The sequence below is a fragment of the Vicinamibacterales bacterium genome, from assembly GCA_041659285.1.
Classification (GTDB): domain Bacteria; phylum Acidobacteriota; class Vicinamibacteria; order Vicinamibacterales; family UBA2999; genus 12-FULL-67-14b.
Map to the genome: position 1 here is coordinate 189,983 of JBAZYO010000003.1, position 13,631 is coordinate 203,613.

The 13,631-nt window shown below is 68.5% G+C and carries 12 protein-coding genes; 4 read left to right on the plus strand and 8 right to left on the minus strand.

Annotation, left to right across the window (positions count from 1 at the left end; genetic code table 11):
* Nucleotides 1-39: 39 nt before the first annotated feature.
* Nucleotides 40-501, minus strand: a complete 462-nt coding sequence (locus WC815_05800; protein ID MFA5908268.1) for a hypothetical protein — start codon at nucleotides 499-501, stop codon at nucleotides 40-42.
* A 19-nt stretch (nucleotides 502-520) separates the two neighbouring features.
* Between WC815_05800 and WC815_05805 the strand changes: the two genes are divergently transcribed.
* Nucleotides 521-2,215, plus strand: coding sequence for a M28 family peptidase (locus WC815_05805; protein ID MFA5908269.1), 1,695 nt, complete (start codon nucleotides 521-523; stop codon nucleotides 2,213-2,215).
* 61 nt (nucleotides 2,216-2,276) lie between these two features.
* Here WC815_05805 and WC815_05810 read toward each other — a convergent pair whose 3' ends face one another.
* Genes WC815_05810 through WC815_05820 form a run of 3 tightly spaced genes read right to left on the minus strand, consistent with a single transcriptional unit; the run spans nucleotide 2,277 to nucleotide 8,150 of the window.
* Complete coding sequence (locus tag WC815_05810; GenBank protein MFA5908270.1) at nucleotides 2,277-4,976, minus strand: PAS domain S-box protein; 2,700 nt, start codon at nucleotides 4,974-4,976, stop codon at nucleotides 2,277-2,279.
* Between the two features lie 6 nt (nucleotides 4,977-4,982).
* Nucleotides 4,983-7,145, minus strand: coding sequence for an alpha-glucan family phosphorylase (gene glgP / locus WC815_05815; GenBank protein MFA5908271.1), 2,163 nt, complete (start codon nucleotides 7,143-7,145; stop codon nucleotides 4,983-4,985).
* 39 nt (nucleotides 7,146-7,184) lie between these two features.
* Nucleotides 7,185-8,150, minus strand: coding sequence for a pyridoxal-phosphate dependent enzyme (locus WC815_05820; protein MFA5908272.1), 966 nt, complete (start codon nucleotides 8,148-8,150; stop codon nucleotides 7,185-7,187).
* A 44-nt stretch (nucleotides 8,151-8,194) separates the two neighbouring features.
* Here WC815_05820 and WC815_05825 point away from each other — a divergent pair, with 44 nt between their 5' ends.
* The 3 genes from WC815_05825 to WC815_05835 all read left to right on the plus strand — a co-directional run bounded on the left by WC815_05825 (nucleotide 8,195) and on the right by WC815_05835 (nucleotide 9,964).
* The gene (locus tag WC815_05825; protein ID MFA5908273.1) at nucleotides 8,195-9,334 is read left to right on the plus strand and encodes a P1 family peptidase; all 1,140 of its coding nucleotides are present in this window, start codon (nucleotides 8,195-8,197) and stop codon (nucleotides 9,332-9,334) included.
* Between the two features lie 47 nt (nucleotides 9,335-9,381).
* Complete coding sequence (locus WC815_05830) at nucleotides 9,382-9,561, plus strand: hypothetical protein (GenBank protein MFA5908274.1); 180 nt, start codon at nucleotides 9,382-9,384, stop codon at nucleotides 9,559-9,561.
* 97 nt (nucleotides 9,562-9,658) lie between these two features.
* Nucleotides 9,659-9,964 (plus strand): hypothetical protein, encoded by a 306-nt coding sequence (locus WC815_05835; GenBank protein ID MFA5908275.1) that lies wholly within the window; start codon nucleotides 9,659-9,661, stop codon nucleotides 9,962-9,964.
* 1 nt (nucleotide 9,965) lies between these two features.
* Here WC815_05835 and WC815_05840 read toward each other — a convergent pair whose 3' ends face one another.
* From WC815_05840 to ilvB, 4 genes are all read right to left on the minus strand, one after another.
* Nucleotides 9,966-10,442, minus strand: a complete 477-nt coding sequence (locus tag WC815_05840) for a tRNA (cytidine(34)-2'-O)-methyltransferase (GenBank protein MFA5908276.1) — start codon at nucleotides 10,440-10,442, stop codon at nucleotides 9,966-9,968.
* 84 nt (nucleotides 10,443-10,526) lie between these two features.
* The gene (ilvC, locus tag WC815_05845) at nucleotides 10,527-11,561 is read right to left on the minus strand and encodes a ketol-acid reductoisomerase (GenBank protein ID MFA5908277.1); all 1,035 of its coding nucleotides are present in this window, start codon (nucleotides 11,559-11,561) and stop codon (nucleotides 10,527-10,529) included.
* Between the two features lie 65 nt (nucleotides 11,562-11,626).
* Nucleotides 11,627-11,902 (minus strand): hypothetical protein, encoded by a 276-nt coding sequence (locus WC815_05850; GenBank protein MFA5908278.1) that lies wholly within the window; start codon nucleotides 11,900-11,902, stop codon nucleotides 11,627-11,629.
* A complete protein-coding gene (gene ilvB, locus WC815_05855; GenBank protein ID MFA5908279.1) occupies nucleotides 11,899-13,617 on the minus strand; it encodes a biosynthetic-type acetolactate synthase large subunit in 1,719 nt (572 codons plus the stop codon). Before ilvB ends, WC815_05850 begins: the two co-directional genes overlap by 4 nt.
* Between the last annotated feature and the right edge of the window lie 14 nt (nucleotides 13,618-13,631).

The window sequence follows — 13,631 nt, forward strand, 5'->3', positions numbered from 1 at the left end:
CGGCCGAGTCGCGCCGTAGCCCTTAGGGCGAAGGCGGACCTACATTTCGCCGTTCCAGTCTTCAGGCTCGGCAGCCGTTGACCGGAATACTTCGAGGTGCCACTTGCCGCCGCCCCACGGCTCAATCACTTCCGTGGCGACGACATCCACCAGGAGTTCCGCGAACGTGCGGCCTTCGGGGTCGCCCTCGAGGTGGTAGGCCGGGTCGTCCCACGCGAAGTTCGGGTAGATCGTCATCGTCAGGAACAGGTCGTAGCCGTCGTCGACCACGATGATCTGTCCGATCGGGCGCTTCTGCGTGGAGTGATAGACGAGGTACTTCTCGGCGCTGTGCGCGCGGATGTAGCGCTTCAGCGCGAATTCGCGCGCGACGATTTCTTCAACCGCGATCTTCTTGTCCCAGCAGTCGCGGCAGTAGCGTTCTTCGCCGCGAGGCTCCGAGACTTCCTTGGCCCCGCACAACGCGCAGCCCTTCTTGTTCCCAATTGACTTGCGAGACATGACTAGCGAATTGTACCCCATGGTGCAGAGGTGCAAGGGGACGGGGGTGTCCGCCGACGCGGCCGAAGGCCGCTACGGCGAGACCTCGCCGAAGTGCGCGGGCAGTGCTGTCGCGCGCGGAGGCGGGCAGGGGTGCGCACTCGTTCTGCTGTTGTCGGCGTCGCTCGTAGCGCAGGCACCCCACTTGCCGCCCCTTGACCGGGTGCTGCCGCCGGTGGCCGAGTCGATCTACCTGGCGCTGGCGATGCGGGTCGACGCCGAGGTGGCCATGGACACCGTGCGGACCATGGCGCCGTTGTGGCGGCTGGCGGGCAACCCGGCGTTCGAGCAGTCGCAGCAGTTCATCTTCGAGCGCCTCGCCGCGGCCGGCCTGTCGCCGCGGTTCGAGACGTTCACCGACTCAGGCATGGGCTGGGAACAGCGAACCGGGACCCTGCGGATTGGCGACGCGAACGGGGACGTGCTGTTGTCGCGCGAGACCCATCGGGTCGCGCTGGCCATCAACTCGTTCAGCACGCCGCCGGGCGGGGCGTCGTTCCGGCTCGTGGACGTGGGCGCCGGCAACACCGCCGCCGCTTACGACGGCAAGGACGTGAAGGGAGCGGTGGTGCTCGCCGGCGGGCCGCTCGGCGCGGCCTGGCAGCAAGCCGTGCGCAACCGCGGCGCCGCCGGCGTGATCTCGTCGGATCTGCCCGCATACACGCGGCCCGACCAGACGCCGGACGTGCTGCAGTGGGGCAGCATCCCGTTCGACGAGGCGCTCAAGTCGTTCGGGTTCAAGGCCACGCCGCGCGCGGCGCGCCGGCTCCACGACGCGCTGGCCGCGGGACCGGTCACCGTGCACGTGGCGGCCGACACGATCTTCCACCGGCGGCCGAATCGCACGCTCGCCGTGGACATCCCGGGCCGATCGAAAGCGGACCAGCGCGTCATGCTCGTGGCGCACGTCCAGGAACCCGGGGCGAACGACAACGCCAGCGGGTGCGGTACGCTGCTGGCGGCGGCGTTGGCCATCCAGGACGCCGTGCGCCGCGGCGCGCTGCCGGCGCCGGAACGCACGATCACCTTCCTGTGGGTGGACGAGATTCGCGGCAGCCAGCAGTGGATCAAGGACCATCCCGACCAGGCGAAACGCGTGCTGGCGATGCTGTCGCTCGACATGACCGGTGAAGACACGGCCAGGACCGGCGGCACCTTCCTGATCGAGAAAGGCCCGGACCCGTCGGCGATCTGGGAGCGTCCCTCGGATCCGCATTCGGAGTGGGGCGCCGGCAAGGTGGACCCGGCCACCGTGCGGGGAAGCTTTCTGAACGACCTCCACCTCGCGGTGAGCCTGCGGCGGGCCCGCGACACCGGCTGGGTGGTGCGGACCAATCCCTACGAAGGCGGCAGCGACCACACCGTGTTCACCAACGCCGGCGTGCCGGCGCTGCTCAACTGGCACTTCACCGATCGCTACTACCACACGAATCTCGACACGCTGGAGAACACCAGCCCGGCCGAAATGCAGCACGTCGGGATCGCGGTGGCGACGACGGCGCTGTACCTGGCGACGGCGGGCGCGGATGACGTCGGGCCGATGACGCGGTTGCTGGGCGCGGCGCGCGCGGCGCGGAGGGCCACTGAGGAAGCGAATAACGCCACGCCCGAGATTCTCGAGGCGTGGCGCAGGTGGTACGTCGAAGCGATCGAGAGCGTCGAACGGCTTCGCTAAGCCGCAGACCAGACAGCCACAGATTAGTCACCGATCAGACGCAGATTAGACAAATCCGTATTCAATCGGTATCGAATCTGCGGCTGTGTCCGGTCTCGGGCGGGGGCTGGCGGGCCGGTGTGGTCAGGGCCCGGCGCAGGATCTGCAGGAGGCCTTCGATGGTGAATGGCTTCGGCAGAAAGTGATGGGTCCCGGATGCGGCGGCGCTGGCCATGCTGGCATCCGTCGCGACGCCGCTGATAGCCACGATGCGGACGGCGCGATCGATCTGGACGAGCGCCTGGATGGTGGTGGCGCCGTCCATCACGGGCATCATCATGTCGACGAGCACGAGATCGACGTCCCCCTGATGATCGACGTACGCCCGCAGGCCTTCCCGGCCGTTCGCGGCCTCCAGCACGCGATACCCGAAGGCCTCCAAAGCGTCGCGGGTGACCTCGCGGATCGCCGCCTCATCATCGACAATGAGCACCGTCTGACCGTCGCCACGGGGCAGGTCCGGCGCCTTGTCCACCGGCGCCTTGTCCACCGGGTTCGTCTGCGCCGGCAGATGAAGCCGGAAGCGTGTGCCGGCGCCGAGCGTGCTATCGCAGCGGATGAAGCCGCCGTGGCCCTTGATGATGGCCAGCGCGGTGGACAGCCCGAGCCCCGTCCCCTTGCCAACCTCTTTGGTTGTGAAGAAGGGGTCGAAGATGTTCTCGAGCAGGTCCGGCGGAATGCCGGTGCCCGAGTCGTCCACGCCCAGGACCGCGTAGGGGCCGGCATGGGCCTCGAGGTTGACGGCCGCATCGCGCTGGTCGAAGACCTGGTTGCCTGCCGACAGGGTCAGCTCGCCGCCGTTCGGCATCGCGTCGCGCGCGTTCACGCAGAGATTCAGCATCACCTGGTGCAGCTGCGTCGGGTCTCCCAACAGCGTCCACGTGCCGGGCTCGCACGTGATCCGCAGCCGGATGTTCTTGGGAAAGGTCTCGCGGACGATCGCCGCCACTTCGGCAATCACGTCCGCGGCGGCGACGCTGAGTCGCTGGCCCTCGATGCCGCGGGCGAACGACATCACCTGGCCCACCAATTGGGCGCCACGCCTGGCACTGTTGCCGATGGTCGAGACTGCCCGGCGACCGGCGTCGCTGGTCACGCTCTTCTTGAGGAGGTCGACCGATATGATGATGGGCGTCAGGATGTTGTTGAGGTCGTGGGCGATGCCGCCGGCGAGGGTGCCGATGCTGTCCATGCGCTGCGCCCGCAGGATCTGAAGCTCCAGCGCCTTGCGCGCCGTGATGTCCGTTTCAATCGCCAGAATGCTTTGCGGCTCGCCCTGCGGCGTGCGCATCAGGGTCCAGCGTCCCTCCACGGTCACGTTCCGGTCGTGCCTGGCCTTCTGTTGCAGTTCGCCTGCCCACTCGCCGGTTGCGACGACCTGCTCGCAGGCGGCCTGGAACGCCCGCCCCTCCGTCTGCAGGAGGCCGTGGACGGGGCGCCCCGTCGCCTCAGCCGCTGCCCACCCGTACATGCGCTCGGCGCCGTGGTTCCAGTAGGTGATCCGCTGATTCAGGTCGCGGACCATGATCGCGTCGGGAACCTTGTCGAGCAGCGACGCCTGCTCGCGCACGCGATCGCCGGCCAACCGGTGCTCCGTCACGTCGTGGGCGGTGCCGACGACGCGCTCAAATGTTCCGGTGGCGCTGCGCACGGGCGATGAGTGATCGCGAATCCAGCGGATCTCGCCGCTTGGACGGCGGATGCGATATTCGATGTCGGTGGCCAGGCCCTGCTGTTGCCGCCGGTTCGCGTCGACCACCAGTGGCAGGTCGTCGGGATACACCGCCTCTCGATACGAAAACGGCACCCGATACAGGCTCTCGCACGTGCGCTGCCAGATCTGCTCGTAGGCCGGGCTCACATACAGCGTACGGCCGCTGCGCGGGTCAAAGGTATAGAACACGTCGCGCAGGTTGTCGGCCAACTCGCGGAACCGCGCCTCGCTCTGCTGCAGGGCGTCCTCCGCCCGCTTTCGGTCGGTGACGTCGTGGGTGACGCTCAGGATCGAGGTGATCGTGCCGTCAGCGGCCCTGAGCGGCACCGAGTGGGTATCCACCCATCGTGGCGTGCCGCGCAGGCCGACGATGCGGAACTGCAGGCGGCCGGCCTCGCCGGCCGCGGACCGCTGGTGCAGAGCCAGAAACGCCCCGCGGTCGCCGGCATGCACCAGTTCCACGACCGGGCGACCGAGGACCTCGCCGGCATCCTGCGCCTCGATCATCCGCAGCCCGGCGGGATTCATGTCCAAGAGTCGGCCGTCGAGGGAGACCACCTTGACGCACTCGGGTTCCGTCTCGACGATGGCGCGCAATCGCGACTCGCTGGCGCGCAGCGTATCGATGGTCGTCTTGCGGCGCAGGCACGCCGCGACTGCCGCGAGCAGTTCGGGTGCGGCGACATCACGGGGCAGGCAGAGATCGGCGCCGCTCTCGAGGGCGGCCGCGCGATCTGCCGGCGGAGTGCCGCCGTCGACCAGCAGGATCAGGATCGCGTCCGGGGACAGTGCTCCGGTTCGGAGCTGTCGCGCCAGATCGGCCGCGCCGCCACTCGCTGCCGGGTCGTGGACCAGCACCAGGTCCGGCTGGTCCTGCTCCAGCCCGGCCCGGCATGCCGCCCAGTCCGGGACCTCGCGGATGGAGTACCCGGCGCCGGCCAAGGCCTCTCGCACGGGGCCGTGCAGGATGTCGCTACCGCCGTAGAGGACGACAGTGCGGGCAGGCATGGTGGTCTACGCCGGGAACTCCGGACGGGGTGGCACCTGTGCCGCTGGCGCATACATCTCGGTGATGTACTGCTTCACCATGCGCCGCGTCGAGAAGCGCGGGACGTTCGAGCGCATGGCCTCGCGCACCACCTGGATCCAGCGGCGCGGCAGCCCGCGCTGGTCGCGATCGTAGAACAGCGGGACGATGTCGTTCTCGAGCAGGGTATACAGCGATTCGGCGTCGGCGGCGTCGGTGGCGTCCTGATCGTCCGGATTGGTGTGGCTTTCGATCAGCCAGCCGTTCCTGCCGTTGTAGCCCTCGGCCCACCAGCCGTCGCCGATGCTCAGGTGGGGCACGCCGTTCAGCGCCGCCTTCATGCCGCTCGTGCCGCTGGCTTCAAGCGGCTTGCGCGGGTTGTTCAGCCAGACATCGCAGCCGTGCACGAGGTAGTGGGCCAGGTGCATGTCGTAGTCGTCGATGAAGGCGAGGCGGCCGCCGAACCTCGGATCGAGCGCGTGCTTGAACACGCTCTGCAGGTGGTGCTTGGCCGGCTCATCGGCGGGGTGCGCCTTGCCGGCGAACACGATCTGCACCGGCCGGTCGATGGCGTTGAGGATGCGCGCCAGGCGATCCGGATCGTGGAAGATCAGCTCCGGCCGCTTGTAGGCGGTGAATCGCCGCGCGTAGCCCAGCGTCAGCGCGTGCGGATCGAGCATGCTGCCGGCGGCGACAATGCGGGCCGGGCTGACCTGTTCGTCGGACCACCGCGAGCGCATGCGCTCGCGGATGAACGAGAACAGGTCCATCCGCATCGCGTTGCGCATGGTCCAGATCTCGGAATCCGGGATGTCGAGCAGGCGCTCCCAGAGTTCCGGCTCGTCCACGTGATCGAGCCAGCCGGCCCCGAAGTGCTGGTTCAGGACTTCGAGCACGGCGCCGGCCATCCAGGTCGGCACGTGCACGCCGTTGGTGATGCTTCGCACCGGGATCTGATCCGCCGGGAGGTCGGGCCACATCGGCCGCCACATCGTGCGGGTGACCTCGCCGTGCAGGGCGCTGACGCCGTTGACGTGCGCCGAGGTCCGCAGCGCCAGCGCGGTCATGTTGAACTGCGAGCCGCCGCCGTTGTCGTATTCGCCCAGGGCGAGGAATTGCGGCCGGTGCTCGCCAATCTCACCCCACGAACCGGCCAGGTGTTTCTCAACCAGGTGGAAGGGGAAGGCGTCGTGGCCCGCCGGCACCGGCGTGTGCGTGGTGAACACCGTCGAGCGGCGCACGGCGTCGAGCGCCTGGTCGAACGACTGGCCCTTCTCGATGCCCTCGCGGATGCGCTGCAACGCCACGAAGGCGGCGTGGCCTTCGTTGAGGTGCCACACCGTCGGCGTGATGCCGAGCGCGCGCAGCGCCCGCACGCCGCCGATGCCGAGGATGATCTCCTGCTGGATGCGGGTTTCGCGATCGCCGCCGTAGAGCCGCGCCGACAGCTCGCGGTCCCACGGCGCGTTCTCGGCCAGATCGGTGTCGAGCAGGAACAGCCGCACGCGGCCGAGGCGCACGCGCCACACCGCGGCCAGCACCGTGCGGTCGCCGAGCGGCACCGCCGTGATGCACGGCTTGCCCTCGGGCGTGAGCGCGGCCTCGATCGGCGCCTCGGTCCAGCTGATGCGCTGGTAGCGCTCTTCCTGCCAGCCGTCGTTGCTCATGCGCTGCAGGAAGTAGCCCTGCGGATACATGAAGCCGACGCCGACCAGCGGCACGCCGAGGTCGGCGGCTTCCTTGCAGTGATCGCCGGCGAGCACGCCCAGGCCGCCGGCATAGATCGGCAGCGACTGGTGCAGCGCGAACTCGGCGGAGAAGTAGGCGATGCTGCCGCCGTTCATCATCGAGGCGCGTTCCTTCCACCACGGGTGCGCCTGCGTGCGCGCCTCGTCGAGGCCGAAGATCGCCTGGTCGTAGGCTTTCAGGAACGCCGGATCGATCGCCGCCGACGCCAACTGCCCGGCGGTGATGCCCTGCAGCATGCGCACCGGGTTGTGCGCGGTCGAACGCCACAGCTCGTAGTTGAGACGGCGAAACACTTCGCGCGCGCGCTGGTCCCAGCTCCACCACAGGTCGAGGGCGAGTTCGTGCAGGCGATGAATGCGCGCGGGCAGCGGCGCGGCGGTGGCGAAACGTTCCTCAGACATTGATGATCTCGTGAAGTGGCGAGTTGGCGAGTTGGTGATTTATGCGGCGCCAACCAGCTTGGCGAACCTGCCCAGGTCGATGTTGCCGCCCGACACCACCGCCACCACCTTGCCGGCGCCGGCGCGGCCGCTGAGCGCCGCGGCGATGGCGCAGCCGCCGGCGCCTTCGGCCACCACGTGCACGCGCTCGGCGGCCAGGCGCATGGCCGCGGCGATGTCGTCGAGCTCCATCACGATCGAGTCGTCCACCAGGTCCTTCAGCAGCGGCCACATGGTCTTCAGCACCGACTTGCCGCCGGCGCCATCGACGAAGGAGGCAGTCCAGCCGTCGAAGTAGCAGGGCTCGCCTTTGGCGAGCGAGGTGGCCAGCGGCGAGGCCGTCGCCGGCTCGGCGGCGTAGACCTTCACCGACGGCTTCCGGGCCCGCATCACCGTGCCGATGCCGGCGAGCAGCCCGCCGCCGCCGAGCGAGGCGACCACGGCATCCACGTCCGGCAGGTCTTCCAGGATCTCGAGTCCCACCGTGCCGTTGCCGGCGATGAAGTCGTCGTCGTCGAACGGGTGGACGAAGTGGCCGCGCATCCGCGGCGAGGCATGCGACTCCACGGTCCGCCAGCATTCGTCGTAGCTCGCCCTGACGATGGTGGCGCCGAGACGCTCGATGGAACGCAGCTTGGTGTCAGGGGCGGTGTCCATCACCATCACCGAGCACGGCACGCCGGCGCGCCTGGCGGCGAACGCCACGCCCTGCGCGGCGTTGCCGGCGCTGACCGTCCAGACCCCGTCCTTCATCTGGTCGGCGCTGAGCTTGCGGACCGCGTTCCACGCGCCGCGGATCTTGAACGACCCGATCGGCTGGAGCGACTCGAGCTTCAGGTAGACGTCGGGCCGGTGTTGTCCGGATGCCTCGAACGGCAAGTCGAGCTTGATCAGCGGCGTGCGAACCGCGGCTTCGTAGACGTGTTTGGCGGCTTCGTCAATGGCCTCGATGGGGATTTGCCGCATACCGGTAGCGAAAATCGTATCATTCAACAGCCGGGGTGGGAGTGATGAAACAGATCAGACTGATTGCCGCGTTGGTTGTCGTTTGCGCCGCCGGTGTGCTGGCGCAGACTGGCGCGCGGCCTCGAGCCCGGGAAATTGGGCTGGCGCCGGGCGTGTTCGAGCCGGGGCCGCTCAATGCCATCACCGACGTGGCCGGGGTGAGCGTCGGGCAGGCCACGCTGATTCAGGACGACACGGTGCGGACCGGCGTCACCGTGATCGTGCCGCACGGCGGCAACGTGTTCCAGGACAAGGTCGCCGGCGCGGTGTTCGTCGGCAACGCGTTCGGCAAGTTCGCCGGCTCCACGCAGGTCGAGGAACTCGGCACCATCGAGACACCCATCGCGCTCACCAACACGTTGAGCGTGGGCGCGGCGATGGATGGACTCGTACGGTGGACGCTCGACCAGCCCGGCAACCAGAACGTCCGCTCCGTCAACGCGCTGGTCGGCGAGACCAACGACGGCGGCCTGAATGACATCCGCGGCCAGCACGTGCGCCCGCAGCACGTGTTGGACGCCCTGAAGTCGGCCTCGACCGGCGCCGTGCAGGAGGGCACCGTCGGCGCCGGGACCGGGACCCAGGCGTTCGGCTGGAAGGGCGGCATCGGCACCGCTTCGCGCAAGCTGCCCGCGAACCTCGGCGGCTACACACTGGGCGTGATCGTGCAGTCGAACTACGGCGGCGTGCTCACGATGGGCGGCGCGCCAGTGGGGCAGCTGCTCGGACGTTACGCCTATCAGCCGCCGACGCCGCGCGGCGACCAGGCGGACGGCTCGTGCATGATCGTGGTGGCCACCGACGCGCCGATTGATGCCCGCGACCTGAAGCGCGTCGCCGCCCGCGCCATTTTCGGCCTCGCCCGCACCGGATCCTCCTACAGCAACGGCAGCGGTGACTTCGCCGTCGCCTTCTCGACCGCACCCGATCTCCGCACGCGGTTCAATTCCTCCGCGCCGCAGGCCCGCACGCTGCTGCCCGCCGACGGCGTGTCGCCCTTGTTCCAAGCCGCCCTCGAGGCCACGGAAGAGGCGATCTACAACTCGCTGCTCAAGGCCACGCCGGTGAAGAGCCGGTGGGGCGCCGCCGAGGCGCTGCCCGTTGACCGCGTCCGGGAGATCCTCAAGCGCTACCCCCGGCCATAAGGCACTTGACCGGTGGGCCTGTGGCTCGATAAGCTTTGCTTACACACATGAAGGCCGTCGCAATCGCCGCCCGCCGTTCCCTGTTGGGTGTCCCCAACACGGTCGTCGTGCGCGCGGGCGTGGCGTTTGGGTACGCGCTGGTTGTTCTTGCGGGCGTCGGGCTGGGGTTGTGGCTGCTGATTAGCCTTATTCACCTTCGACCCACCGCGATCAGCGGGATGATGTAGCCCAAACCGAAACAGCAAAGTTTAAAAAGGGCCATCACCCGCAGGGGTGGTGGCCCTTTTCATTTGGTGATTTGGTGATTTGGCGATTTGGCGATTGATGGACCTGGCGCTTGAGACCGATAACGAGGTGACGATCATGGATGGCAGTAGTAGCAGTCCCAAGGTGTGGATGAACGGCCGGTTGCACGAAGCGGACCGCAATGATGCGGCGCTGACCTCACTCTGCCAGGCCGTGGAGCGCGCCGTCCGCGCGCACCAGGGTGCCGGCGTGCGCGCCGTGATCCTGATGGTGGACCCGCCCGCCCCGCGTCCGCAGGCCGAGCCGGTCTCGCCGATACCCGTCTACGTGGACGTGTTCGACTCGGGCTTCAGCCAGGATTCCGGCTACGGGCACGGCATCTAGACTAGTCAGCGCCCGGAGCCCGGCGCTGACGAAGTACCTCGTAGACCGCGATTCCCACGCTCGTTGACAGGTTGAGCGACCGCACCCACGGCGACAGGATCGGCATCGCGACAAAGCGATCGCGATATTGCTCGTGCAGCTCGGGCGGCAGCCCGCCGGTCTCACGCCCGAAGATGAGCACGACCCCCTCGGGTGTGCCCAGCGGCGCGTCCCACAGGACTTGCGCCGCCTTCGTCGAGAAGAAGTACGGCTCGCCGAGCGCCGGCAGTTGCCGCTCGAAGTCGCCCCAGTTCGGCCACACCCGCAGATCGACATGCTCCCAATAGTCGAGCCCGGCGCGCTTGACCCGGCGGTCGTCAAGCGAGAAGCCCAGCGGCTCGATCAGGTGGAGCGTCGCGCCGGTGGCGAGGCACGTCCGGCCCACGTTGCCGGTGTTCCAGTGAATGTCGGGGTGAACGAGTACGACGTGGATGGCCAAGGCGGGCCTCAGCAGAGATTCCGGAGCTGCACCAGCCCATCATCCTTCAACATCGGCAGGGAGCGGCGCCTGCGCGCGTTCAGGTCATGCCTTGAGCGCCGGCTCTTCCTGCGGCTTGGCCGCCGGCTCCAGGAACGGCATGCGCGCGCGGAGCGTGGCGCCGACCTGCTCGATCTGGTGGTCGCGCAGCTTGGCGCGCTCGGCCGCGAACCAGCCGCTCTGGGTGTCGCGCGCCAGCTTCTCGGCGTAGGCGCCCGACCGGATCTCGGCCAGCATCCGCCGCATCTCCTTCTTGGTCTCGTCGGTCACCAGGCGCGGTCCGCCGGTGTAGTCGCCGTGCTCGGCGGTGTCACTGACCGAGTAACGCATGAAGTTGAGCCCGCCGCGGTACATCAGGTCGACGATCAACTTCAGCTCGTGCAGGCACTCGAAGTAGGCGATTTCGGGCTGGTAGCCGGCTTCCACCAGCGTCTCGAAGCCCGCGGTGACCAGGGCGCTCACGCCGCCGCACAGCACCGCCTGCTCGCCGAACAGGTCGGTCTCTGCCTCTTCCGAGAACGTGGTCTCGATGACGCCGGCGCGCGTGCAGCCGATGGCCTTGGCGTAGGCGAGCGTTGCCGCCCGCGCCGTGCCGGTGGCGTCCTTGTGGACGGCGATCAGCCCGGGCACGCCGGCGCCTTCCTTGAACACCTCGCGCACCCGATGGCCCGGCGCCTTCGGTGCCACCATCGCCACGTCCACGCCCTCCGGCGGCGTGATCCAGCCGAAGCGGATCGCGAAGCCGTGCGCGAACATCAGCATCTTGCCGGGCGTCAGGTGCGGCTCGATCGCCGTCTTGAACAACTCGGGCTGCACGAGGTCGGGCACCAGCATCATGATGACGTCGGCCCAGGCGGCGGCCGCCGCCGGTGCCATCGGCGCGAAGCCCGCGGCCTCGGCCGCGCGCCAGCCGCGGCTGTTCGGCCGCACCCCGACGCGCACGTCGGCGCCGCTGTCGCGCAGGTTCATCGCGTGGGCATGGCCCTGCGAGCCAAAGCCCATCACGGCCACGCGCCGTCCCAGGATTGCCGCCACGTCCACATCAGAGTCGTGAATCATCTTCGCCATCGTCTGCCTCATCTACCCGATCATTCGGTCAACGGTGAAAGGTTGGGAGCCGCCCGTCGGTTCGGCGCGGCCCGGACTTACTCTTCGAGGGGACTCGCCATCGAGGTCCAGTCCTCGACGGCCAGCACGCCGACTTGCCGTTCGAGCAGCGACACGATGCGCGCCGCGGTCTGGTCGGAGCTGTCGAACATGATCGTGGCCTGCACGGTGGCCCGATCGTGCGAGGCCACGGCGGTGAAGGCTTCCGCGCGCACGCGCTGCCGCCGCAGGATCGACGCCACCCGATCGAGGGCGTCGATCTCGTGCTCGTAGCGGACCACGATGGTCCGCGGCTTGGCGTCATCGGCGGTCATGCGTCCGCTCCGGCCTCGACGAGCGACGGCGAGCCGGGCCGCCGGATCATGTCGTTGAGCGCGGCGCCGGGCGACACCATCGGATACACGGTGTCTTCCTGGACCACTTTGAACTCCATGACCACTGTGCCGGCCGAGGCGCGGGCGTGGCGCAGCGCATCGTTGACGTCGGCCCGCCGCGTGACGCGCACGCCGGGCAGGCCGTGCGCGTCGGCCAGCTTCACGTAGTCGGGCGACAACATCGGCGTCGACGAGTAGCGGCGATTGTGGAAGAACTGCTGCCACTGCCGCACCATGCCGAGGTAGCCGTTGTTGATGATCGCGATGTTGACCTTGACGTTCTCCTGCACCAGCGTCTGCAACTCGGCCTGCGTCATCTGGAAGCCGCCGTCGCCGACGATCGCCCACACTTCCTTGTCGGGGCGGGCCATCTTGGCGCCAATCGCCGCCGGCAGCCCGAAGCCCATGGTGCCGAGGCCGCCGGAGGTGATGAAGGTGCCGGGCTCGTGGACCTTGTAGTACTGCGCGGTCCACATCTGGTGCTGGCCGACATCGGTGACCACGATGGCCTTGCCCTCGGTCGCCTTCCAGATGTCGTGGATGACATGCGCCGCGCACAGCCGGCCGTCGTCGGGGAGCTCCTGGATGTCGCGGACGGTGAGGCCGCCGGCGAGTTCGGCAATGCGGGTGGTCCAGCCGTCGTGTCGCGCGGCTTCGATCTGCGGGAGCCATTCCCGCAACACCGTCTTCAGGTCGCCGTGCACGGCGACGTCGGCGCGCACGTTCTTGTGGAGTTCCGACGCATCGATGTCGACGTGGATCTTCCTGGCGTGCGGCGCGTACTGCGTCAGCTTGCCGGTGACGCGGTCGTCGAAGCGCATGCCGAAGGCGAGCAGGAGGTCCGCTTCCTGGATGGCGTCGTTGACCCAGGCCTCGCCGTGCATGCCCATCATGCCGAGGTTGAGCGGATGCTGGGCGGGCACGCTGCCAATGCCGAGCAGGGTCATGGCAATCGGGATGTGCGCGCGTTCGGCGAGCGTCAGCACTTCGGCCATCGCGCCGCTCTTGAGAATGCCGTGGCCGGCGAGAATCACCGGGCGCTTGGCGGACGCGAGCAGGTCGGTGGCCTGCTCGAGCGAACCGGTCGCCAGTTTCGTGACCACCGGCTTCTGGGCCTTGTCGGCGCTGGTCCGCGTGCCCGGCTCCCACTCGGTCTCTTCCTGCTGCGCGTTCTTGGTGATGTCCACCAGCACCGGGCCGGGCCGGCCCGAGGTGGCCACCCGGAACGCTTCGCGGATGGTCGGTGCGATGTCGGCGGCCCTGGTCACGAGGTAGTTGTGCTTGGTGATGCCCAGCGTGATGCCGGTGATGTCGGTCTCCTGGAACGCATCCGTGCCCAACAGCGCCTCGGGGACCTGCCCGGTGATGCACACGACCGGAATCGAGTCCATCATCGCGGTGGCAATGCCGGTGACGAGGTTGGTGGCGCCAGGTCCGGACGTGGCGATGGCCACGCCGACTCGTCCGCTGGCGCGCGCGTAGCCATCCGCCATGTGCGCCGCGCCCTGTTCGTGGCGCACCAGGACGTGGCGAATCGGGTGGTCCAGCAGCGCATCGTAGGCGGGCAGGATGGCGCCGCCGGGATAGCCGAAGACGGTGTCAACGCCCTGTTCGACCAGGCACGACCAGATGATGTGAGCTCCGCGCTGCTTCATAGTTGTGTCTTTCG